Below are 22,102 nucleotides of genomic sequence, written 5' to 3' on the forward strand. Positions count from 1 at the left end.
TTTGTCTTTTGGGTCACTTCGCGCGTTAGCGTTTCGCTTTAGCAAAGGCCGCGGCAAACGCTCCGCCCATTGCATTGTTGCCTTGACTGCTTGAGTCGCTGCGCTGGCGGTTATCGCGCTGACCTTGACGTTGTTGGCCACCTGGAGCACTTGAACGCTGTGAACGGTTGTCTTGGCCTGGTTCATCGTTAAGGCGCATAGAAAGGCCAATACGCTTACGCTGCACGTCCACTTCCATCACTTTTACTTTCACGATGTCACCCGCTTTGACCACCTCTCGAGGGTCAGAAACATAACGATCCGTCAGCGCTGAAATATGCACTAAACCATCTTGGTGAACACCAATATCAACGAACGCACCAAAGTTTGCCACATTCGATACCACACCCTCTAAGATCATGCCTGGCTCTAAGTCAGACACCGAGTTCACACCGTCAGCAAAGGTCGCCGTTTTAAACTCAGGGCGAGGATCTCGGCCTGGTTTGTCTAACTCTTTGATGATGTCGCTCACTGTTGGAACACCAAAGTTATCATCGGTGTAATCCACTGCGTGCAGGCCACGTAAGAACTGCGTGTCACCAATCAAGCCTTTCACATCTTTTTGGTTCTTCTCAGCAATTGCTTTGACCACAGGGTACGCTTCAGGGTGAACCGATGATGCATCAAGTGGGTTCTTGCCATCCATAATGCGCAAGAAGCCTGCACACTGCTCGAAAGCTTTAGGCCCAAGACGAGCGACCTTCTTCAATGTCGTACGTGCTTCAAAGCGGCCATTTTCATCACGATAATCGACAATGTTCTGCGCAATTGTGCTCGATAGACCTGCAACACGCGTCAACAATGCTGGAGAGGCCGTATTCACATCCACACCTACGGCGTTTACACAGTCTTCAACCACGGCATCTAGACGTTTTGCCAGCATTGATTGGCTCACATCGTGCTGGTATTGGCCCACACCGATCGATTTCGGGTCAATTTTCACTAGCTCAGCCAGTGGGTCTTGCAGACGACGAGCAATCGACACCGCACCACGTAGTGACACATCTAGGTTCGGAAACTCTTTTGCAGCCAGTTCAGACGCAGAGTAAACCGAAGCGCCAGCTTCACTGACCATGATCTTCTGTACTTTGAGGTTACCGCGGTTAATAAGGTCAGCGACAAAGCTGTCTGTTTCACGTGAAGCGGTACCGTTACCAATCGCAATCAAATCGACGTTGTATTTTCGCACCAAGGCGTCAACGACTTGTGCAGATTTGTCGTACTGCTTTTGTGGTGGATGCGGGTAAATCGTCTCAGTTGCGAGTACTTTACCTGTCGAGTCAACCACAGCAATTTTAGAACCAGTACGAAGACCCGGATCAAGACCCAACGTAGCACGAGGGCCTGCCGGCGCCGCCATCAATAAGTCTTTTAGGTTGGTAGCGAACACTTCAATCGCTTCGATTTCAGCGCGCTCTTTCATGGCACCCATCAACTCGGTTTCCATGTGCATAGAGACCTTGATGCGCCATGCCCAACTGATCACTTGTTTACGCCATGCATCCGCTGGAGCACTGCTGAGTGAAATACCGTAATGATCACTAATGATGGTTTCACAGTAAGACTGACGTGCGCCCTCTTCTTGCTCAGGGTCAGCGTTCATAGCGAGCGTTAAGAAGCCTTCATTTCGGCCACGTAGCATAGCAAGAGCACGGTGAGACGGCACTTTACTCAACGCTTCGTTGTGCTCGAAATAGTCTTTAAATTTCTCGCCCTCTTGCTGCTTACCATCCACAACTCGCGCCACCAACTCTGCATTACGAGTAAGGTGAAGACGAACCTTTTCAAGCAGATTGGCATCTTCAGCGATACGTTCCATGATAATGGCGCGCGCACCATCGAGTGCCGCTTTGCTATCTGCTATGCCCTTATCCGCATCAATGTATTTGGTCGCTTCAGACTCTGGCTCAGTTTGTGGCTCGTTCCACAACAAATCAGCTAATGGTTCTAGACCTGCTTCAATCGCAATTTGGCCTTTGGTACGACGCTTTGGTTTGTATGGAAGGTACAAGTCTTCAAGTCGAGTCTTGCTATCCGCTTGGTTGATTTCTGCTTCAAGTTGAGAGGTCAGTTTGCCTTGCTCTTGAATCGATTTGAGGATGGTTTGACGACGTTCATCTAGCTCACGCAGGTAGCTAAGACGGCTATCAAGATTACGCAGTTGGGTATCATCTAACCCACCGGTCACCTCTTTTCGGTAACGTGCAATGAATGGAACGGTATTGCCATCATCAATAAGGTTAACAGCAGCGATTACTTGCTCAGAACGTACATTCAGTTCCTGAGCAATCAAATTACAGATAGCTTGGCTCATCCGTGTGTTCTCTTAATTCTAATGTGATTGTCAGCGTGCGCCTCATTGCGCTCAAACGCCGGTAGGTATGTTCAATATATTGGGGTAACTGCCAGATTTTGCAATGGTTTCGACGCAGGGCGAAAATTTAGGCTAAAAATCCCGCCGCAAAGTAGGACATCGGTCAAAATTGTGTCAAAACAGAGATAAATTCGAAACTTATTCATTTGAAACTGCCTACTATCTTATATAACGACGACTTTTTTCTTAGACAGACACGGAAAACAAGAATGCATAAACTGTCATTGGCTATCGCTCTAGCCGGGTCATTAATGGCCTCTTCCATCTCTTGGGCTGAGACATTATCTGCAACCACACAAGCCCCACTCTATCAACTTGACGACAAACTGGTTTTAGGTCGAGTTGAGAGTGTCTATCTTAACGACATTCCAGAACTTGATGGCATCTCCTTCGCAGGCAAGATTGACACAGGTGCCGATACAACCTCTATGCATGCAGATAACATTCACGTCAGCAGCGCACACCCAAAATTCAGCAAGCTCAAAGATGAAGAGTTAATGCGAGCCCTCATCGATTATGACCCAATAGACGACATTTCCTATAAAGAGTGGGACAAAAGCGTATTTGCCGATTACAAAGTGATAGTTTCATTTACGGTGACTCACCCACACACTGGGGAAGAGATAGAGATCAGTGATGATCTTGAACGTATCAGTGTGATCCGCAGTCGCACAAGCAAGAAACCTCTCGTTCGCCCGACTATCAACATTCCTTTAACCATCGCTGGCCGAACCGTGATGACCGATGTCAACCTAACCAATCGCACTCAGTTCTCTGCACCGTTTTTAGTTGGTAAAACCTTCCTTGATAACAACGCTTGGGTATTTGCAGGCTACGACTACCTACAAGAGCAAAAACAAGCGCAGCTGATCGGTAAAAAAGAGAGTGTCTCGATTGATGGCGTAAAACAGAAAATCAGCTACTCGCTACAAAACAACTACAGCTCACTGCACGCAACCAACATCAAAGTGGATGAGAAGTCTCAACAGGTCTCGTTCACCATCGAAGATAAGCAAGGCAACCAAGCCAATTTAACTCGCCCGCTGGTACGTATGCTCAATGTCTCTGGTGAAGAGAAGCCGTTGGTTTTCGTCCCAATCAACGCCAAGGGCAATAAAAGCCAACATTGGATGGTTTATCTCACTGACCGCAGCAACTACAGCACCCAACTTCGCGTTGGTAAAGGTACACTCAATAAACGCTTTATGATTGCGACCAACCAAACGTCATTGCTTGATGATTCACCTAAGACTTTCAATAATAAATCAAAAGCGCTGCAAGTATCTGGTGAAGAGCGTTTGACTCTAGATGGCATCGAATTAAAAGCCGCCCCTTCCCTACGGGTGAAAACACCACTACTCAAAGTAGCAAGCTTTGAAATGTACGAAGAGAAAGGCAAAGACTGGGTAACCTATTATCTCAACACGACTGATGGCGATGTAAAACAGTTCTCCAAACCCATTAATAAGAAGCTTCGTGTTGGGGATTCAGTGCGACCCGTTGTGTTTGGTGTTTTCAACCTATCCGGCAAGCTAGTCGAACTGCCTTACGCGATCGATGTATTAGGTGAAGACGAGACTGAAGACCACTTTGTTATCGGACAAAAAATGTCGAAAAGTGGCGTACTTATCAACACACGTACAGAAAACCTTCTTGATGCTTACCCACTGTTTAAAGCAGGCCACATTGAAGTCGCAACAGTAGAGGGTATGGCGTTTCCTGTGAAACTGGATACTGGCGCCGACGTCAGTTCAATGAACGCACAAAACATTAAGCTATTCGAAAAAGAGGGCAAGCAGATGGTCAGCTTCACTTATGAAAATGACCTAGGCATGAAGAAGAAGCTAACCCGAGAAGTGGTCGATACCATGACCATTACCGCAAAAGAGGGAGAGAAAGCGAACATTCGCCCTGTTGTCGAAATGCAGGTAACACTTGGAGAGCTAGAGAAGAAAATTCGAGTCAACCTTCAAGATCGTAGTCGCTTCCATTACAGCATGATTCTAGGTAAAAACTTCCTTAAATACGGCGCTGTGGTTGCCAGTGATACCGACTTTATCGTGACGGAAAAGCCAGACTACGAGAAGTAACCTAAGCAATCAAACACCTTAATAACTAAGCCCCGTTTCGTACGGGGCTTAGTTCATTATTCACTGTAACGAATACTATTAACAAACCACTCTTTGTATCCATCTGGTGTTTTCACACTGAACTCATCGTCCACTTCTTTTTTGAGTAGTGCGCGCGCCATGGGTGAGTCAATCGAGATGTATCCTTTGGCGTCGCCATAAATTTCATCCGGCCCAACGATACGAAACGCTTTGGTTTCACCCTCTTCATTTTCAATCTCAACCCAAGCACCAAAGAACACTTTACCCTCCTGCTGAGAAGAGTAATCCACCACTTTGACCTGTTCTAGTCGCTTACGCAGATAACGAACACGGCGATCTATCTCCCGAAGACGCTTCTTGTTGTACTGGTAATCAGCATTTTCACTTCGGTCACCAAGACTCGCAGCCCAAGTCACTTTCTTGGTCACTTCTGGGCGATCTTCTCTCCATAAAAAATCGAGCTCTTTCTTGAGTCGATCGTAACCTTCTCTCGTTATTAGGTTTGTTTTCATATTTCTGACGCTATTAAATTGCAGTTCCGATATACATTAGCTAAAAAGGAAATAAACGTTAACAATTCTTTGCGCCCTTAACGCTAGAACAGTGTTACATTTTAAGCTACGCAAATAGGTGACTACATAGTCACTCTGATTTAGCGTGAGCTTATTCAATAGGTGGAACCATTACATGCAAGAAAATCATAAAATCTTAGTTGTAGATGATGATGCACGACTTCGTGCACTACTAGAGCGTTACTTGTCTGAACAAGGATTTCAAGTTCGTAGTGTTGCAAACAGTGAGCAGATGGACCGCCTGCTAACGCGTGAAACTTTCCACTTGATGGTATTAGATTTAATGCTGCCCGGTGAAGATGGCCTCTCTATTTGTCGTCGCCTGCGTAACGCAAACAGCACACTGCCTATTTTGATGCTGACGGCAAAAGGTGATGAGATCGACCGTATCGTGGGTCTTGAAGTGGGTGCTGACGATTACCTACCAAAACCATTTAACCCGCGTGAACTGTTAGCACGTATCAAAGCCGTCCTTCGCCGCCAGACCACGGAACTCCCAGGTGCCCCAAGCAGCGAAGAGTCTGTCGTTGAGTTTGGTGATTTTCGTCTAAACTTAGGCACACGTGAAATGTTCCGTGGTGACGAAACCATGCCTCTTACCTCAGGTGAGTTTGCCGTACTGAAAGCGCTTGTCACTAACGCTCGTGAACCTATGTCTCGTGATAAGTTAATGAATATGGCACGCGGCCGTGAATACTCGGCGATGGAGCGTTCAATTGACGTTCAAATCTCTCGCCTGCGCCGTATGCTTGAAGTGGATCCAAGTAAACCACGCTATATTCAGACCGTATGGGGATTAGGCTACGTTTTTGTCCCAGATGGCAAAGAAGCCTAAACGAACAACTTATTGATTGAGTGCGAGACCCTGTCTCGCACTCTTTGTTTTTGATCACAGCTCATCGCACAAGGTTGGTGTTATGCGCATTCGCAGCTCATTTACTCAATCCATCATCATCTTTTTGACCCTTCTTATCGCCAGTCAGGTCTACTCCTATTACGCCGTTTTTAACTACGCACTGATGCCAAGCTTGCAGCAATTCAACAAGATTCTCGGCCATGAGATCAACCTAATGCTCGATGACTCTGCTCAGCTCGAAGATGGTTTAGCTATGGATGCACCGCTGCGTAGACGTGTGCTAGAGCAACTTGGCGTCACCATACACGCGAAAGATAGCCCTATTGCCGAAGAATACCATCATGCTGTGACGATAGATTTAATGAGTGAGGAGATGAGCCACGAGCTCGGCTCTCCAACTGATGTACGCATGATGCTAGGGACAGACAGCTACGTGCTCTGGATGAAGATTGACTCACTACCTGACTCACTACTTCGTATTCCCTTGTCTGAGTTGCAAGAAGAGGACTTCACGCCTCTATTTCGCAATAGCTTAATAATGGCCTTGCTGATTATCGCAGGCGGCTGGCTGTTCATCCGACTGCAAAACCGACCTTTGATTGCGCTAGAAAAAGCCGCAAAAGGGGTGGGTCGAGGCGAGATCCCACCGCCGTTACCAGAGAAAGGGGCGTCAGAGATTCGCTCGGTAACTCGTGCCTTTAACCAGATGTCTAAAGGTATCCAAGCCTTAGAGGAAGACCGAGCGCTACTTATGGCAGGTATCAGTCATGACTTGCGAACTCCTCTTACTCGAATTCGTCTTGCGACTGAAATGATGTCACCTGAAGATAGCTACCTAGCCGAAGGCATCATTAGTGATACCGAGGAGTGTAATGAGATCATCAGCCAATTTATGGACTACCTAAAGCCCGTCAATAAAGAGTCGTTCATTCCTGTCGACCTCAATGATATCGCCAATGATGTTGCATCTTCCGAGGGGGGCTATGAAGTTCAAATCGAAACTGAGCTCCACCAGCCAATGAAGGAGACATTGGGCAGTTCCATCGCTATAAAACGCGCAGTGAGCAACCTAGTGGTCAATGCCATTCGTTATGGCAATGGTTGGATTCGCATGAGCACCGGCATCACAGCAGACAATAAATTGGTTTGGGTCTGTATTGAGGACAATGGTCCTGGTATTGAACAGAGCCAAATTGGTAAGTTGTTCGAACCCTTCACCCGTGGTGATACCGCGCGAGGTAGCGAAGGCACTGGTCTTGGGCTTGCGATCGTCAAACGCATCGTCAGCCAACACAATGGATCTGTAATCGTCAATAATCGCAGCGGTGGCGGCTTGAAAGTTCAGCTCAGCTTCCCAGTGAAAAAGTAAAATAAAAAAGGGGCTGCGTAAATTGCAGCCCCTTCTCATTTCGTAATTTTTACAAGCGCCCTTGATAACTGAACGGGTAACGTCCTTGGTTATCTGGTTCGGTTGGCAACCACTGCAATTGCTGCTGAAGTTCATTCGGGAACTCAGAGCCTGGCTTAAACCAGACCGATGCGCTGTACTGACGATTCGCATCAAGCTTTGCGGTTAAGCCACTGGCGACCTGTTGGCTCTGCTGATCGCCACTCAATTCAATCTGATTATCTTGGCAATTAAACTCAGCAATCACAGGACCAACATTAAGTTCAGCCAATGGTGAGCCAATCACGTCTGTATTCCATACCACACTGCCCTGCGCCGATTGGCAATAAGGCGCTCCATATTGGAACGAGCGCAAGCTCAGCTCGACTTGACCATTAAGTTCAAGGGGAACAGGCATCGGCGGAGCAAACTTTAATACAGATTCAATGGGAAGCGAAGCCACCAGGTTTTCAGCATAAAGGCCACTTAGTGAATAGCCAACGACACCTCGACCTTGAACCTGAATATCACTGCCTCGGCCAAAACGTACCGACGCCTCCGCTTTACCGCTAAGCAAAGCAAACGGATTAAGCTTCCACGTTACCTCACCATAGCTAGCACGCTGCCAGGTAAGGTTTTTAACTGAACCTTGCCATACCGTCCCTTCAACGCCTTTAAGGCTCAGTTGTGGTGGCAAAGGCGCATATTGAACGACAAATTGAGCTGGGAGGTGAACCATCGCACTCGTGATGAATACACCACTGAGTAGCAAAGTGGATAAAACGACTTTCTTCATGCGATTACCCTCGACCAAACTGTAGGCGGTTAATCTCAATCAGGCCTTCTTTATCGCCTTTATCGACATCAAGAAAGACTACGCCAATTCCATAAGTATCTTGTAGGAAAGTCACCCAGTTCATAAACTGATTGAACGGCATCGGCGCCACCCACACTTGAAACTCTTCACCGCGCGGCTGGACACGAATCAACTCTACATTAAAGCGCCCAACACTTGATGACACTGCTCGGTTGATGGCTAAGTCGGAAACACTCTTGCCACCTTGAGCTTTAAGCTGGCTAATCTCATCCGCTTTGTCTTTTACCCAGGAGAGAAGCTGTTTTTCGCTCTGGATTCTCATTTGCGCCGCCTCAGCTCGCGCTGACACAGGTTGAACAACACCCCAGTAAAGCGCACCAAGGATTAAAAGTAAGCTACCCACAACAACTAAACGCTGCTCTCGCTGAGATATACTCTGCCACCACATTTGCAAAGGGGCGATTAAATTCTTCATAGTCACTCCTTACAAGGGTTTCAATACAAAAGAGCCATTCACATTAGAACCCGAACGATTTAACTGTCCTTGTTCCACTTCAAACTGATCTTTTAACAACGCTGCGGCCTTTTCAAAGGTTTGGAAATCTTGGCTTTGCGCTTGTAAACGAACTTCATTACGCCTCTCGTCAAACTTGAAGCTCGTAAGCTTAAGCCCTGGCACCTGCTTAAGCAGCGGTGGCAAAGAGACCATCAAAGGTAAAAGTGCATTGCTGTCAGCACCACCGGATAAACGTGACGCTTCACGTTCCATCTCTCGTTTTAAGTAACTCACCGTTGGGATCTTGGTTTTGCCTGGTAGAGATTGTCGGAAGATCCGTTCACTCTCAGCTCGATAAGCGATTGCTTGAGCTTCATAACGCTGAACTTTGAGTACGTTATCTACTAAAATAACAGCTAATAGGAAGACAGCCGCCACCGCTACCTTTTGCCACACTTTCCAATGACGATTGAAAGAAGACTTAGGCTTAAATGATCCAGTGAGTAAGTTAACTTTACTAGTGACCGCTTGCTCTGCCAGCAACTGCATCACCAACTTTGGCTCACCGTTTTGCCAATGCTGACCTTCACTCAATACAAGTTCAGGTAAAGTCGAATAGGCGCTTAGAGTTAAAAAGTCATCCTCTTGTTTGACCCAATCCGATTGAGCAATCATGCTCAACCAATCAGCCTCAATGGACATGCCAGAATAGTCACTCTTTTTCAGTAACCATTGTCCGCCAAGTTCCACTGCAGAAATACCGTCAACATTTGGCAGCGCAAGAACATCTGGGAGCACTTGCTGTACTTGGCAACCGAGTTCTCTAAGCTCATTTAGCGTTGTTTGTAAAAATTGGCGCTCGACCGCACACACTTGTGCGCGGCCATCCGCTTTGTTCAAAACGACGAAGTGGAGCTGCTCTACATCCTGAGCTAGCTCATCCTCTAATACATACGGCAGCATCGCCTCAAACTGACGGCTAGCGCCTGCAGGTACCTCTACATCGGTCAACACCAAACTTTGTGCTGACACTAACACCACTGTACGGCGATTTTCCGCGTAAGTGCTCAGTTCAGGTAAAGCGGAGCGATCAGCAAGCTCTCCACTGGCAATCACTTCCTTTTGCGACTCCGACCAAACTATCCACTGGATAGCTTGAGTCGCACTATTGCTCAGTCGAACGATCAGAAACTCGTTCACCGATACCTCCGAAGCGACGGCGAATCACCGTCACAGTTTCTTGATTCTCACTAAACAGTAAGCTTCGTACTCTCACTCGAGAGTCCCCCACCAACAGCTCAGCATCCAATTCAAAATAGCGACTGGTTACCGCTAAATAACCTTTCGCATTTTTCTTTATATCTTCACTGATAGAAGATAATTCGTTTTCATTTAGAAAGTCGTCAACGCTCGCCCAGCCATCAAATGGTCGGCTTTCTAACATGTCTGTTGCTGTATCCAGAGCTAAAGCAGGATGGAACAGCGCGACTAAAATTGCAGCGTGATCAGCTTGCAACGTATTAACATTTAACCTCAAATCAGGCGTCGGCAGAGCACATACATACGGGCGAATCTTTTCCATTACCTGGCCAGAGACTTGATTCACCGCCCTCAATTCAGAGCTATCAGCAACCAAGCTATTCGCGGTCATATAAGCAGGAGACATCGATTCATAAAAGCTGTCTTCTACGCCACTGGTCGAGTTGACCGAGTTGTCACTATCGACAAACTCCCACATTGACTGCGCGATAGTCTCTGCTTGATAGTTATCCACTTCTAACTCCTCAAGCAAGCGCTGAAAAGACTCGACCAAGTAAGGCGCTCTGTCAGAACCAGCGGTGACTTCAAGATCGGCCAATGCATTGAGATTAAAACACGCCTGTTTATCAACCAGTCTCCCTGTCAATGTTCCGTAATCAAGCGGGTAAGTTTGCTCCTCTAGAGCCCAAGGCTGAGAAAGATTAATCGTGTCAGAGTCTTTAAAGCTCTGCTCAATGCCTACTTTAGCCAGTGACTCAGCACCGATACTGTACCAATAGGCTTGCTGGTAATTAATCTGATTGGTTGCTCGCCTAAACTGACCAAATAAACGATCCGCCATAGTCGCAGCAATACTCACCATGACCGCGAGGAGCAAAAGAATAATGATCAGCGCAACGCCTTGCTGCTTAGCCTTCATCACTTTGTCCCTCAGCGCCTTCGAGCTGCCCACCTGTCGTTAAGTAAACACGCTCGATTTCACCGTAATCTTTAAGCACTAACTGGATGCTAACCGCATTTGGCAATGTAAGATCTTTTTCCCAACTGCGTTGCCACGCTTGACCATCAAAGAAACGTAAGTCGAATGACTCAACCTCACCAAGCAGCGGCATGATAACCCCTTCTTGGCCCGCTGGAGTGTCCACATAGCGCCACCAGACGCGTTCTAAAACATCATCTTTAATACGGTAGCCAACTTTACTCACTTCACCGCGAGGAAACTGCTGTTGAGGATTGTGCCATCCCAATCGAGTAAACATGGCACCTTTAGCGTCTGAATCAAGCAGGTAGTCCTGCCAATGGACAAGCTTAGTCGCTGGCTCTTCACCATTGGTACGCGACTGACGCAGCGCCATTTGACGAAAGTCGTTGTCCATGAAGACTAAAGCACGCTGCACGGCTTTAAGCCTTTCGCTGCGTTCTAACGAGATCTCATTACTGCGCTGAACTTGGTTTACAACCTGATAAGCTCCGACACTTAAACTGGCAAAAATCGCAATCGCCACCAGAACTTCAATCAATGTGAAACCATGTTGTCGTGAGTATCTATTTTTCGACATAGCTTCTCACCGTTACGATTGGACTACCTTTATCACTGGTTGCGACAGCAACATCAAACGCTTGTAACATATCCCCAGCCGTCGATACTGGCTCTACACGCCAGAACCATTCTCGATTAGCTAATGTCTCTTTGCCTTTTGCTTTAGTCACCTTTTTATCAGCAAGAATCACTCTAGCCATTTGGTTATCAGCCACCATCGCAGCAAACGTCTTCTCTTCAAGAAAGTTCAACGTGTTGATATGTTGAGTGACAGATCGAACCGTTGCTATTGCTGCCGTAGCAAAAATTGCCAGTGCGACCAAAACCTCAAGCAGAGTAAAACCGCGTTTAGCTCTCCTCATCGGCTTCTCCTGGCGCAAGCAGCAAGATTTGACCATTTTCTTTCGCGATCACTCGCCACGAGTCCATTTCTGCATCTTGATTCTGTGGGTAAATGGCAAGAGAAACTGGCGTGATCTCACCACTCGACATGATGAAGATCTGCGGTGGTGGTGATTGTTTTTCTTGCTCGAACTCGGCGAACATCTCTTCATCAAACAAGCTGCCCGGCTCGAATAAACGATCTTTATCTGCCCACACACCGCCACCTAGAGTCATGCTTAGCGTCAAGTTATGTTCTAACTCTACTTTGTCAGGCAACGATTGGTCTTCTAGCGCGATCCAACCATCTTGAGTGAGCACCTTTAGTTCGTACCGCGCACGTTCCTCATCGACATACAAACCAAAATCTTGCCCACTGAGGATAGCTTCTTCATTAAGCAACTGAACTCGATAGTAGAGTGATTGAGCTTGTTGTTTAGCACCATCTTCTGCATTGACAGGTAACGTTGAGATGACCGCGACTGACGCAAGCGACACTAACACCAGTACCAACAGAATTTCGAGCAGTGTGAAGCCTGATTGATGGCGCACGTTCAATGAAAACCTACTTGTTATTGAAAGTCTTGAATGTTCCAGTTACCAATATCGGTATTGGCACCTTCACCGCCCTCTTGAGCGTCAGCACCTAGAGTGAATACATCTACCGTGCCTTTGTCACCAGGGCTTAGGTATTGGTAGTCGTTACCCCAAGGATCGCTTGGTAGACGCTTGATGTAACCACCGTCACGATAGTTACGAGGCTCAGGGCTTGATGGCTTAGTCACTAGCGCCTCTAGACCTTGATCTGTTGACGGGTAAACGCTGTTGTCGAGCTTATACATGTCTAGCGCGTTCTCTAATGCAACAATGTCTGTGATCGCTTTTTGTTGATCCGCTTTCTCTTTGTTACCCAGTAGGTTTGGTACAACAAAGCTTGCCAACACCCCTAAGATCACCACCACTACCATCACTTCTAGTAGGGTAAAGCCTGACTGTTTTTTCATTTTCTTATTCATTTTTTTCTCCAAAAATCAGTTCACCGACGTTCAAAGCCGTTAAGAACTCATCAAATTATTCATTTCCAAAATCGGCATTAAGGTTGCCATCACAATAAACAGGACAAGACCCGCCATCAGTGCGATCAATGCAGGGGTGAATATCCCCAGAGCAATATTGATCGTGGATTCAAAGTTGGCATCTTGGTTGTCTGCAGCTCGCGTTAGCATGCCCTCAAGTTCACCACTCTGTTCGCCACTCGCAATCATGTGCAGCATCATCGGAGGGAACAGTTTAGTTTGGTCTAACGCTCGGCGCAGACTCGCCCCTTCTCGAACATTATCTGTTGCCACCAATACCTGCTGTTTCACGTAATGGTTCGACATCACATCGACTGCGACACGCATGCCTTCCAGGATTGGAATCGCACTTGAGGTACAAATTGATAAAGTACGTGCAAATCGAGACGTATTTAAGCCGCGTGATATCTTGCCAATCAATGGCATAGCAATCACTTTACGATCCCAACTTAGGCGAATCTTAGGCTTGCTCAGAGCAAACTTGATTAAGTAACTAAGTGCGAGGATAACAACCAGCAGTTGGACTCCCCAATTCTGGATAAATTCACTCGAGGCAAGTAAGAACTGAGTCGATTGTGGGAGTTCCTGCCCCATCTGGACAAACTGGCCGACAATTTTAGGCACTACCGCAGCCAATAGGAACGCGACAATACCTATAGCAAACACCACAAGCACTACTGGGTAGATCATCGCTTGCTGCATCTTAGAGCGCAATTTTTGGCGATTCTCAGCGTAGTCTGCCAAACGCTCGAGTACAGAGTCTAGATGGCCTGACTTTTCGCCTGCCGAAACCATTGAGCGGAACAGCTCATCAAAGACATGGGGAAAATCAGCCAAGCTGTCAGCTAAGGTATAACCCTCTGTCACTTTCGAACGTACAGCTAATAACATGGTGCGAATGCGTGGCTTCTCTGACTGCTCAGAGACCGCTTTCAGACATTCTTCCAAAGGCATACCAGACTGAACAAGAGTGGCCAATTGACGAGTAATCAGCGCAAGATCAGGCGTGCTTAAACCGCGCTTAAATTGAAAGCTTGGCGAACCGCTGGCCTGTTTTTTGGCTTTCTGGCGAGTTTCATTGACCTCGATAGGCACAAGTCCTTGCTCTTTTAGCCGAGCTCGAACCTGCCTAGCATTATCCCCTTCGACAACGCCTTTTTTACTTTTTCCTTTTGCGTCTAGCGCTTTATATTCAAATGCCGCCATTAGCCTTCCTTGGTCACGCGCATGACTTCTTCAAGTGAAGTCACACCCTGGCGCACTTTATTCAGGCCATCTTCACGAATACTCGGGGTACGCTCACGAACACTTTTCTCTATCGCTTGCTCACCCGCTTCGCTATGAATCAGTTCTTGCACTTCTTCATCGACAATCAGCAGTTCATGAATACCAGTACGACCACGATAGCCTTTGAAATTACACGCTTCGCACCCACAAGCTCGATACAGTGTGAGGTCGTCTTTCTTCTTCAAACCAAACAGTTTTTTGCTCTCTTTGTCGGCTTCGTAAGGCTCTTTACAGTCAGAGCACAAAGTACGAACCAGACGCTGAGCTAAAACGCCTAACAGAGATGAGGAGATCAGGAATGGTTCGATGCCCATATCACGAAGACGGGTAATCGCGCCCACCGCGGTGTTAGTGTGCAGTGTCGACATCACTAGGTGACCAGTTAATGAGGCTTGAACACCAATCTGCGCGGTCTCTAAGTCACGAATCTCACCAACCATCACCACATCCGGGTCTTGACGAAGGATCGCTCTCAGGCCACGCGCAAACGTCATGTCGACTTTTGGATTCACTTGAGTTTGACCAATGCCGTCGATATCAAATTCAATCGGATCTTCGACGGTCAAGATATTGCGCTCGTTGCTGTTAATTTCCGTTAGGCCAGCATACAAGGTGGTCGATTTACCTGAACCAGTAGGGCCGGTCACAAGAATAATGCCATGAGGGCGCTGAATCATTTGACGGAAGCTATCATGGTTAGTCTTCGTCATACCTAAGCTATGCAGATCCAGCCGAGTTGCGTTTTTATCTAGCAGACGCATTACTACACGCTCGCCATGAGACGACGGCATTGTGGAAACACGCACATCGACCGCTCGACCACCGATACGCAATGAAATACGACCATCTTGTGGCACGCGCTTTTCTGCAATATCCAATTTCGCCATGACTTTGACACGCGAGACCAGCAGTGGCGCCAGCTTGCGGCTTGGCGAAAGAACATCTCGAAGCACGCCATCAATACGGAAGCGAATCGACAAGCTCTTTTCGAAGGTTTCGATATGAATATCCGACGCACCCTCTTTAATCGCCTCACCTAGCATGGCATTGATAAGCTTGATGATCGGTGCATCATCTTCTGACTCAAGCAAGTCTTCATCTTGTGGTAGGTCTTCAGCCAGTGAGAAGAAATCATCGTTGTCCGCGCCAATATCTTCCATTAGCTGTCGAGCTTCCGATGAATCACGCTGATACGCATCAGTCAGCTTGCTGTCAAAAGCCTCTTTGCTCAATGCTTGAAGGGTAAAAGACATGGGAGTAATACGCTTAACTTCAAGCAAAGCATCAATAGAAATCGGCGCAACATAGTAGAGCACAAGGCCTGAATCATTTGGCTCTAGTACCAGTTTAAAACGATTGGCAAAGCTAAATGGTAAGCGCTTAAACTCGCTAGTGACCATATCCATTACTGCCTACCCATTTGATCTAGGAAAGCTTGGATCTCAGCAGGATGACGGATTTCATCACCAAACTTAGGCAGAACCGGGATATGAGCATCATCCATCAGTTTTAAACCTTGATCAGACTTATATAGCTGCTCTGCACGGATGAAGTTGTATTTACGTTGAGTAATACCATCGGCCGTCACACCATCGCGAATGATCGTTGGTTTGATAAATACCATCAGGTTTTTCTTCTCAACCTGAGTGCTGGTCGATTTAAATAGGTGACCTAAGTAAGGAATATCACCAAGTAAAGGAACCTTCGACTCACTCTCAAGCGCACGCTCGTCAATCAAGCCGCCCAGAACAATCATTTGACCATCTTCGATCATAACTGAGGTGTTTAACTGGCGCTTAGCAAAACGAACGTCGACTGCACCATTGGCACCAAGAACATTGGAAACTTCCTGTTCAATTTGAAGCTGAACAGAGTTACCTTCATTTATCTGAGGAACCACTTTCAGTTTAATACCGACTTCTTTACGATCCACCGTTTGGAATGGATTGTCATTGCTTGAGCCTGCTGTCGAACCCGTTAAGACAGGCACCTCTTCACCCACGATGAAAGAAGCTTCGCCGTTGTCCATTACCGTAATACTCGGTGACGAAAGAATATTGGAATTTGAGTCTGTCGATACCGCACTGATTAGCGCTGTCCAATCGCCCATTGCAAGGCTAAGAGCCGCACCATTCACACCGCCTAGTGCCGAAGCAAGCGTTGAGTAATCACCCTCTTCGGTCGTAGTCTCATTACGTAAGAATGCGCCATTCTCATCATACACGGCTGTCGTTGTCGACGTATCTTTCGCTTCCTCTAGCCCCACCATAACTTGGCCAATTGAAGCACCCGTATTGCCATATTGAATCATAGCGCCGGTTTCAAGGTTGCCCCATTGGACTCCCAAGTTGACGCCATCACCTTCAGCCAATTCAACAATCAATGCTTCAATCAAAACCTGAGCACGACGAATATCTAACTGAGCAATCACTTCTTGTAGTGCATTCATGATATCTGGCGGCGCAGTAAGAACTAAGGCATTGGTGTCCTTATGTGCTGCGATCATGACCTCACCGTTTCTAGCAGAAGCAGACTTGCTCTGACCAGAAGACTTGCCCGCTTGTAGGTTGTCAGATACGCCTTTCAATACATCAACAATCTCTTCCGCATTAGCATATTTTAGATAAACTACACGGTTGTTACCTTTTGATGCCATTTCTACGTCTAACTGCCTAATCAATCTGCGAAGACGTTTACGAACTTGTGGATCACCAGAAATTAGAATCGCATTGGTGCGCTCATCAGCTACCAGCTTAGGCTGTAGGAAAGCAGGAGTATTTTTCGCATCCGTGGTCTTGTTCAAAGCTTCAACGATTCGTACCATTTCAGCCGCTGATGCGTTATTGAGTTCAACCACTTCAATATCTTTATCACCTGCTTGGTCGACACGTTTAATGATATCGGCCAAACGGTTTACAACGGCAGCGCGTCCTGTAATCAAGATGATATTAGCTGGGTCATAATGGACGACGTTACCTGCGCCTGCATTATCGTTAAGCTGACGCAGCAGAGGAGACAACTCTCGTACTGAGACATTCTTAACGGCCACTACGCGAGTAACCACCTCATCGCCATACACAGAGCCATCTCCAACCACAGGTACTGCAGAAGTCTTTGCATCTTTTGACTTAATGACTTTAAGCACTCCGCTTTCCATCTCGACGACAGCAAAGCCATACACTTCAAGTACATTCAGGAAGAAACTGTAATACTGTTCTTCGCTCAACATGTCATAGCTACGTACATCCACTTTGCCACGCACCGAAGGGTCAACAATGATAATCTTCTCTAGATTGCGCCCAACAATATTGATGAACTCTTGAATGTCGGTCCCTTTAAAGCTTGCACTAAAGTCATTTGCTGTAACGATAGCGGGCGAGGTTAATAAGCTTCCTGCTAAAAGCCACGCGCTCTTTTTAAGCCAATGATTCACTCTCTACTCCTCGAAATACCACCGAAGTGATACTTTATAATTCAATATTTATCTCATGAGATTGGCCGTCACGTTCGACCATTAAGTTCAACTCGGACATCTGAGATAAGTTTTTAAACACTTCAGTCATCGCTGAACTGTCTTGTAAATCTAATCCATTAATTGAAACCGCTATATCGCCAGGTTTGAGTCCTACTGAATTAAACAAAGCAGGGTCTTTTCCTGGTGATAAACGATAACCAACAATCATGCCATCGCGTTTTACTTGCGATAACCGTACATATTGGAAAATCTTTTTGGCGTCTTTGCGGATTTCTTGTTGGATTTTATCCAAAGTATCTTGAGGCACCTGTGTTTTAGTCACGGTGCTTTGCTTTGACGGTTCGGGCTGAGTGCGCATCTTGCTGAACTTGATTCCTTCAAGCATCACCGTTTCGTTACGTCCAGCATTATCAATAATCACTCGATCAGATTGAACTTGGATCAACTTCGCCCGTGTGCCTTCAATTGTTTCATTGATACCGTAGGTCGCCTGCTTACCTCTATTTGAGATAACGGCAAGGCTCTTATCTGGGTTGGAGCTGATAACAAGACCAACGAGTCCAACATTCAAACGACTCTTTGGTGCGTCTTGCACTTTAGGTTGAACCACCACTGGTGCAGCACTTTGCTTGAATTCACCAAATAGGTGGCTATTTTGCAATTCAGATATATCTAAGCTTTTACCAGCAGTTTCACTGCTCTGAACAGACCGACTTGGTTCCCATCGAGAAACAGACTCTTCACCCCATGGCAACCAGATTAACCGACCCAAAGTCCACGCACTAATGGCGAGCAACATAGTCATCGTGACATAGCTAATTTTTTGCTGAGCACTTTGTTCCTTTAGTGACTCAGTCAATTTGTTAAGTGTCTGTACACCGCTTAGATTCACTCACTGTCCTTACTCAATTTCTGGCGCCATTGTTGACCCCTTGATATTTTACAATACGGCAGCCCATATGTATAGTTTTGGTTAAAAACTAATAAATTATGTAGTCACACAGTGTATCAAACTATCAAACAACCTAAACAGCAAACTGAAAATGTAAACTTTATAAATTGATAATTTATTAGATCTCGCTTGAAAAGTGTTACTTCCATCACCATTGTTACAGCAACTATTTGGAATCAACGATTCATTATCTTAGAGGGTACAACACGTAATGGGTTCCCAATCTGAAGCAGTAAGACTCGATAAGTGGCTTTGGGCTGCTCGTTTCTACAAGACACGCTCAATCGCTCGAAATATGGTCGATGGCGGCAAAGTCCATTATAATGGTCAGCGTAGTAAACCTAGCAAAGCCGTTGAACTCGGTGCCGTTATCACTCTAAGACAAGGTCACGAAGAGAAAACCGTCGTGATTGAAAAGATTTCTGATCAAAGACGTGGCGCACCAGAAGCTCAGACACTCTACTCAGAGACCACTGAAAGTATCAGTAAACGTGAAGAGAACGCAGCACAGCGTAAACTTCATGCGCACAACCCTAGTCCGGATCGTCGCCCTGATAAAAAGCAGCGTCGCGACATCATTAAGTTTAAACACCAATAAGCTCAAACCAATCAATGAGGAATCGCCACATGGCAAGCAATGTTTTAAACCGCTACTTATTTGAAGATCTTTCAGTTCGTGGTGAATTGGTACAATTGGATGACGCTTACCAAAATATTATCTCAAGCAAGGAATACCCAGCAGCACTAAAAAAACTGCTTGGTGAGCTATTGGTTTCAACAACTCTATTAACCGCTACGTTGAAGTTTGAAGGTTCAATTACACTGCAACTTCAAGGTGATGGCCCAGTTTCACTTGCAGTCATCAACGGTGACCACGATCAGAAACTTCGTGGTGTTGCACGTTGGGAAGGCGATATTGCCGAAGACGCATCTATCCACGACATGATGGGTAAAGGCTACTTGGTTATCACTATCGACCCTAAACAAGGCGAACGTTACCAAGGTATCGTTGCTCTAGAGGGAGACAACCTTGCAGAAGTGCTAGAAGGTTACTTTGCTAACTCTGAGCAACTAAAAACACGCTTATGGCTTCGCACTGGTGAAGTAGAAGGCCAAGCACACGCTGCTGGTATGCTAATTCAGGTGATGCCTGATGGTACTGGCTCACCAGAAGACTTTGAACATTTAGAGCAACTGACTGACACAGTAAAAGATGAAGAACTGTTCACGCTAGAAGCAAACGAGTTGCTGTACCGTCTATACAACCAAGAGAAAGTTCGCCTATTTGAGCCTCAACCGGTTGAGTTCTTCTGTGGTTGTTCTCGTGAGCGTAGTGGCGCAGCGATCATTACTATCGATCGTGCGGAAGTGAATGACATTTTGGCAGAGGTTGGTTCAATTTCTTTACATTGTGATTACTGCGGCACGGACTATACGTTCGACTCGGCGGATGTTGAAGAGCTATTTGCAGACGCAACTTCTGACAAGAAAACACTGCATTAATTTTCATAGCATAGCAAGCTTGTAATTTACCTTTCAAAGGCCAGCGCACGCTGGCCTTTTTTGTGATCAAACCCTCTATTTACCTAGCCTCAGTCGTAATAAAGCAACCTGTTAATTTTAAACAATTAATAATTCTTTTGCCCTAGCGCAAAGCTTTGCGCGCACGATAAACTAACTCCTGCCAATATGTGATGAGTCGCTTAAAACCCCAGTAAAATTGCGGATATTTTTTGAGCTATATCCCTGTTTTATCCGAGGCCCATTGCTAGCATGGTGAGCAGATAACAACAAAAAAATATTACAAAATCCCTACAAAATATTCCTATAAGGAGCACCTATGACCGTTATGGAACATACAAAGGCTGCAACAATTGATCTTACCAAACACGGGCTTCACAACGTAAAAGAGGTTATCCGTAACCCGAGCTACGAAATGTTGTTCGAAGAAGAGACTCGCGCTGATCTGGAAGGCTATGAGAAAGGTGTTGTCACTGAACTCGGCGCTGTCGCTGTTGATACCGGTATCTTTACTGGCCGCTCACCAAAAGATAAGTACATCGTGAAAGACGCAACCACAGAAGAGCATATGTGGTGGACATCAGACGCGGTGAAAAACGATAACAAACCGATCGATCAAAAAGTTTGGAACGAGCTTAAAGAGCTAGTGACAAACCAGCTTTCAGGCAAGCGCGTGTTTGTGGTTGATGGTTACTGTGGTGCTAACCCAGACACTCGTTTAAGTATTCGCGTTATCACTGAAGTCGCATGGCAAGCACACTTCGTGAAGAACATGTTCATCCGTCCTAGCGAAGAAGAGCTTGCGACCTTTGAACCTGATTTTGTCGTTATGAACGGCGCAAAATGCACCAACCAGAAGTGGGAAGAGCAAGGTCTGAACTCTGAAAACTTCACCGTATTCAACCTCACTGAGCGTATGCAGTTAATCGGTGGTACTTGGTACGGTGGTGAGATGAAGAAAGGCATGTTCGCTATGATGAACTACTTCCTTCCTCTTAAAGACATCGCTTCTATGCACTGTAGTGCGAACAAGTGCAAAGCAAACGGTGATGTAGCGGTATTCTTCGGTCTATCAGGCACAGGGAAAACCACGCTGTCGACTGATCCTAAGCGTGAGCTAATCGGTGATGATGAGCACGGTTGGGATGATGACGGTATCTTCAACTTCGAAGGCGGTTGTTACGCAAAAACCATCAAGCTATCAAAAGAAGCTGAACCTGATATCTACAATGCAATTCGCCGTGACGCACTGCTTGAAAACGTCACTGTACGCAGCGATGGCTCAATCGACTTTGACGATGGTTCGAAAACTGAGAACACACGTGTTTCTTACCCAATCGAACACATCGAGAACATCGTTAAACCAGTATCTAAAGCAGGCCACGCGAACAAAGTCATCTTCCTATCAGCTGACGCATTTGGTGTGCTACCTCCAGTGTCTAAGCTCACGCCAGAGCAGACTAAGTACCACTTCCTATCAGGTTTTACCGCTAAACTGGCTGGTACTGAGCGTGGTATTACTGAACCAACACCAACGTTCTCAGCGTGTTTTGGTGCAGCTTTCCTAACATTGCACCCAACCAAGTATGCAGAAGTCTTGGTTAAACGTATGGAAGCAGCTGGCGCTGAAGCGTACCTAGTTAACACCGGTTGGAATGGCAGCGGTAAACGTATTTCGATTCAAGATACACGTGGAATCATTGACGCAATTCTTGATGGCTCAATCGAAAATGCAGAAACCAAGCACATTCCGATCTTCAACTTGGAAGTACCAACTGCATTGCACGATGTTGACCCAACTATCCTAGATCCTCGTGATACGTACACGGACCCACTGCAGTGGGAAAGCAAAGCAAAAGATCTCGCAGCTCGTTTTATCAATAACTTTGATAAATATACGGATAACGCAGAAGGTCAATCACTAGTCGCAGCAGGTCCACAGCTCGATTAGTGATACT

General features: G+C 46.3%; 20 protein-coding genes. 6 read left to right on the plus strand and 14 right to left on the minus strand.

Annotated features, from left to right (window positions below; translation table 11 throughout):
• Nucleotides 1-25: 25 nt before the first annotated feature.
• A complete protein-coding gene (locus tag F0231_RS14050) occupies nt 26-2,353 on the minus strand; it encodes a Tex family protein (RefSeq protein ID WP_171760332.1) in 2,328 nt (775 codons plus the stop codon).
• 269 nt (nt 2,354-2,622) lie between these two features.
• Between F0231_RS14050 and F0231_RS14055 the strand changes: the two genes are divergently transcribed.
• Nucleotides 2,623-4,503, plus strand: a complete 1,881-nt coding sequence (locus F0231_RS14055) for a RimK/LysX family protein (RefSeq protein ID WP_171760333.1) — start codon at nt 2,623-2,625, stop codon at nt 4,501-4,503.
• Nucleotides 4,504-4,559: 56 nt separating this feature from the next.
• Here the strand turns inward: F0231_RS14055 and greB are convergent, their stop codons facing one another.
• Nucleotides 4,560-5,036 carry a transcription elongation factor GreB gene (greB, locus tag F0231_RS14060; protein WP_171760334.1) on the minus strand — a complete coding sequence of 159 codons (477 nt, stop codon included), beginning with the start codon at nt 5,034-5,036 and terminating at the stop codon, nt 4,560-4,562.
• 175 nt (nt 5,037-5,211) lie between these two features.
• On the opposite strand from greB, the gene ompR reads away from it, so the two are divergent.
• Together ompR and envZ are read left to right on the plus strand one after the other, a co-directional pair.
• Complete coding sequence (gene ompR / locus F0231_RS14065) at nt 5,212-5,931, plus strand: two-component system response regulator OmpR (RefSeq protein WP_171760335.1); 720 nt, start codon at nt 5,212-5,214, stop codon at nt 5,929-5,931.
• An 82-nt stretch (nt 5,932-6,013) separates the two neighbouring features.
• Entirely contained in the window at nt 6,014-7,321 is a 1,308-nt protein-coding gene (gene envZ / locus F0231_RS14070; protein ID WP_171760336.1) for a two-component system sensor histidine kinase EnvZ, read from the plus strand.
• 49 nt (nt 7,322-7,370) lie between these two features.
• On the opposite strand, the gene F0231_RS14075 is transcribed toward envZ, so the two are convergent.
• From F0231_RS14075 to gspC, 12 genes are read right to left on the minus strand one after another with little or no spacing between them, the layout of a single operon-like run.
• The gene (locus F0231_RS14075; RefSeq protein ID WP_171760337.1) at nt 7,371-8,135 is read right to left on the minus strand and encodes a type II secretion system protein N; all 765 of its coding nucleotides are present in this window, start codon (nt 8,133-8,135) and stop codon (nt 7,371-7,373) included.
• A gap of 4 nt (nt 8,136-8,139) precedes the next feature.
• Nucleotides 8,140-8,631 carry a type II secretion system protein M gene (locus F0231_RS14080; protein ID WP_171760338.1) on the minus strand — a complete coding sequence of 164 codons (492 nt, stop codon included), beginning with the start codon at nt 8,629-8,631 and terminating at the stop codon, nt 8,140-8,142.
• Between the two features lie 9 nt (nt 8,632-8,640).
• Complete coding sequence (gene gspL / locus F0231_RS14085) at nt 8,641-9,852, minus strand: type II secretion system protein GspL (RefSeq protein WP_171760339.1); 1,212 nt, start codon at nt 9,850-9,852, stop codon at nt 8,641-8,643.
• Nucleotides 9,818-10,831: a type II secretion system minor pseudopilin GspK gene (gene gspK, locus F0231_RS14090; protein ID WP_171760340.1), complete on the minus strand. Its 1,014-nt coding sequence runs from the start codon at nt 10,829-10,831 to the stop codon at nt 9,818-9,820. The genes gspL and gspK overlap by 35 nt, the downstream gene beginning before the upstream one ends.
• Entirely contained in the window at nt 10,821-11,471 is a 651-nt protein-coding gene (gene gspJ / locus F0231_RS14095) for a type II secretion system minor pseudopilin GspJ (protein ID WP_171760341.1), read from the minus strand. The genes gspK and gspJ overlap by 11 nt, the downstream gene beginning before the upstream one ends.
• On the minus strand, nt 11,458-11,814 hold the full coding sequence (gspI, locus tag F0231_RS14100) for a type II secretion system minor pseudopilin GspI (protein WP_171760342.1): 357 nt from the start codon (nt 11,812-11,814) through the stop codon (nt 11,458-11,460). Before gspI ends, gspJ begins: the two co-directional genes overlap by 14 nt.
• Complete coding sequence (gene gspH, locus F0231_RS14105) at nt 11,801-12,385, minus strand: type II secretion system minor pseudopilin GspH (RefSeq protein WP_171760343.1); 585 nt, start codon at nt 12,383-12,385, stop codon at nt 11,801-11,803. The genes gspI and gspH overlap by 14 nt, the downstream gene beginning before the upstream one ends.
• Before the next feature lie 20 nt (nt 12,386-12,405).
• Nucleotides 12,406-12,849, minus strand: coding sequence for a type II secretion system major pseudopilin GspG (gspG, locus tag F0231_RS14110; protein ID WP_171760344.1), 444 nt, complete (start codon nt 12,847-12,849; stop codon nt 12,406-12,408).
• Between the two features lie 39 nt (nt 12,850-12,888).
• Nucleotides 12,889-14,115 (minus strand): type II secretion system inner membrane protein GspF, encoded by a 1,227-nt coding sequence (gene gspF / locus F0231_RS14115; RefSeq protein ID WP_171760345.1) that lies wholly within the window; start codon nt 14,113-14,115, stop codon nt 12,889-12,891.
• Nucleotides 14,115-15,602 (minus strand): type II secretion system ATPase GspE, encoded by a 1,488-nt coding sequence (gene gspE, locus F0231_RS14120; RefSeq protein WP_171760346.1) that lies wholly within the window; start codon nt 15,600-15,602, stop codon nt 14,115-14,117. Before gspE ends, gspF begins: the two co-directional genes overlap by 1 nt.
• Nucleotides 15,602-17,629, minus strand: a complete 2,028-nt coding sequence (gspD, locus tag F0231_RS14125) for a type II secretion system secretin GspD (protein WP_171760347.1) — start codon at nt 17,627-17,629, stop codon at nt 15,602-15,604. The genes gspE and gspD overlap by 1 nt, the downstream gene beginning before the upstream one ends.
• A gap of 34 nt (nt 17,630-17,663) precedes the next feature.
• A complete protein-coding gene (gene gspC, locus F0231_RS14130) occupies nt 17,664-18,476 on the minus strand; it encodes a type II secretion system protein GspC (protein WP_171760366.1) in 813 nt (270 codons plus the stop codon).
• Nucleotides 18,477-18,834: 358 nt separating this feature from the next.
• On the opposite strand from gspC, the gene hslR reads away from it, so the two are divergent.
• From hslR to pckA, 3 genes are all read left to right on the plus strand, one after another.
• A complete protein-coding gene (gene hslR, locus F0231_RS14135; RefSeq protein WP_171760348.1) occupies nt 18,835-19,221 on the plus strand; it encodes a ribosome-associated heat shock protein Hsp15 in 387 nt (128 codons plus the stop codon).
• Between the two features lie 29 nt (nt 19,222-19,250).
• Nucleotides 19,251-20,126: an Hsp33 family molecular chaperone HslO gene (gene hslO, locus F0231_RS14140; RefSeq protein ID WP_171760349.1), complete on the plus strand. Its 876-nt coding sequence runs from the start codon at nt 19,251-19,253 to the stop codon at nt 20,124-20,126.
• Between the two features lie 337 nt (nt 20,127-20,463).
• Nucleotides 20,464-22,095: a phosphoenolpyruvate carboxykinase (ATP) gene (gene pckA, locus F0231_RS14145; protein ID WP_171760350.1), complete on the plus strand. Its 1,632-nt coding sequence runs from the start codon at nt 20,464-20,466 to the stop codon at nt 22,093-22,095.
• Nucleotides 22,096-22,102: the final 7 nt, after the last annotated feature.

Origin of the sequence: Vibrio sp. RE86 (genome assembly GCF_013114545.1) — a bacterium.
Taxonomy (GTDB): domain Bacteria; phylum Pseudomonadota; class Gammaproteobacteria; order Enterobacterales; family Vibrionaceae; genus Vibrio.

What these genes read in the sequence shown, in the direction of transcription:
- F0231_RS14050 (WP_171760332.1), bottom strand. Translation starts at nt 2,353, where the DNA reads ATGAGCCAAGCTATCTGTAATTTGATTGCTCAGGAACTGAATGTACGT.
- F0231_RS14055 (WP_171760333.1), top strand. Translation starts at nt 2,623, where the DNA reads ATGCATAAACTGTCATTGGCTATCGCTCTAGCCGGGTCATTAATGGCC.
- greB (WP_171760334.1), bottom strand. Translation starts at nt 5,036, where the DNA reads ATGAAAACAAACCTAATAACGAGAGAAGGTTACGATCGACTCAAGAAA.
- ompR (WP_171760335.1), top strand. Translation starts at nt 5,212, where the DNA reads ATGCAAGAAAATCATAAAATCTTAGTTGTAGATGATGATGCACGACTT.
- envZ (WP_171760336.1), top strand. Translation starts at nt 6,014, where the DNA reads ATGCGCATTCGCAGCTCATTTACTCAATCCATCATCATCTTTTTGACC.
- F0231_RS14075 (WP_171760337.1), bottom strand. Translation starts at nt 8,135, where the DNA reads ATGAAGAAAGTCGTTTTATCCACTTTGCTACTCAGTGGTGTATTCATC.
- F0231_RS14080 (WP_171760338.1), bottom strand. Translation starts at nt 8,631, where the DNA reads ATGAAGAATTTAATCGCCCCTTTGCAAATGTGGTGGCAGAGTATATCT.
- gspK (WP_171760340.1), bottom strand. Translation starts at nt 10,831, where the DNA reads ATGAAGGCTAAGCAGCAAGGCGTTGCGCTGATCATTATTCTTTTGCTC.
- gspJ (WP_171760341.1), bottom strand. Translation starts at nt 11,471, where the DNA reads ATGTCGAAAAATAGATACTCACGACAACATGGTTTCACATTGATTGAA.
- gspI (WP_171760342.1), bottom strand. Translation starts at nt 11,814, where the DNA reads ATGAGGAGAGCTAAACGCGGTTTTACTCTGCTTGAGGTTTTGGTCGCA.
- gspG (WP_171760344.1), bottom strand. Translation starts at nt 12,849, where the DNA reads ATGAATAAGAAAATGAAAAAACAGTCAGGCTTTACCCTACTAGAAGTG.
- gspF (WP_171760345.1), bottom strand. Translation starts at nt 14,115, where the DNA reads ATGGCGGCATTTGAATATAAAGCGCTAGACGCAAAAGGAAAAAGTAAA.
- gspE (WP_171760346.1), bottom strand. Translation starts at nt 15,602, where the DNA reads ATGGATATGGTCACTAGCGAGTTTAAGCGCTTACCATTTAGCTTTGCC.
- gspC (WP_171760366.1), bottom strand. Translation starts at nt 18,476, where the DNA reads ATGACTATGTTGCTCGCCATTAGTGCGTGGACTTTGGGTCGGTTAATC.
- hslR (WP_171760348.1), top strand. Translation starts at nt 18,835, where the DNA reads ATGGGTTCCCAATCTGAAGCAGTAAGACTCGATAAGTGGCTTTGGGCT.
- hslO (WP_171760349.1), top strand. Translation starts at nt 19,251, where the DNA reads ATGGCAAGCAATGTTTTAAACCGCTACTTATTTGAAGATCTTTCAGTT.
- pckA (WP_171760350.1), top strand. Translation starts at nt 20,464, where the DNA reads ATGACCGTTATGGAACATACAAAGGCTGCAACAATTGATCTTACCAAA.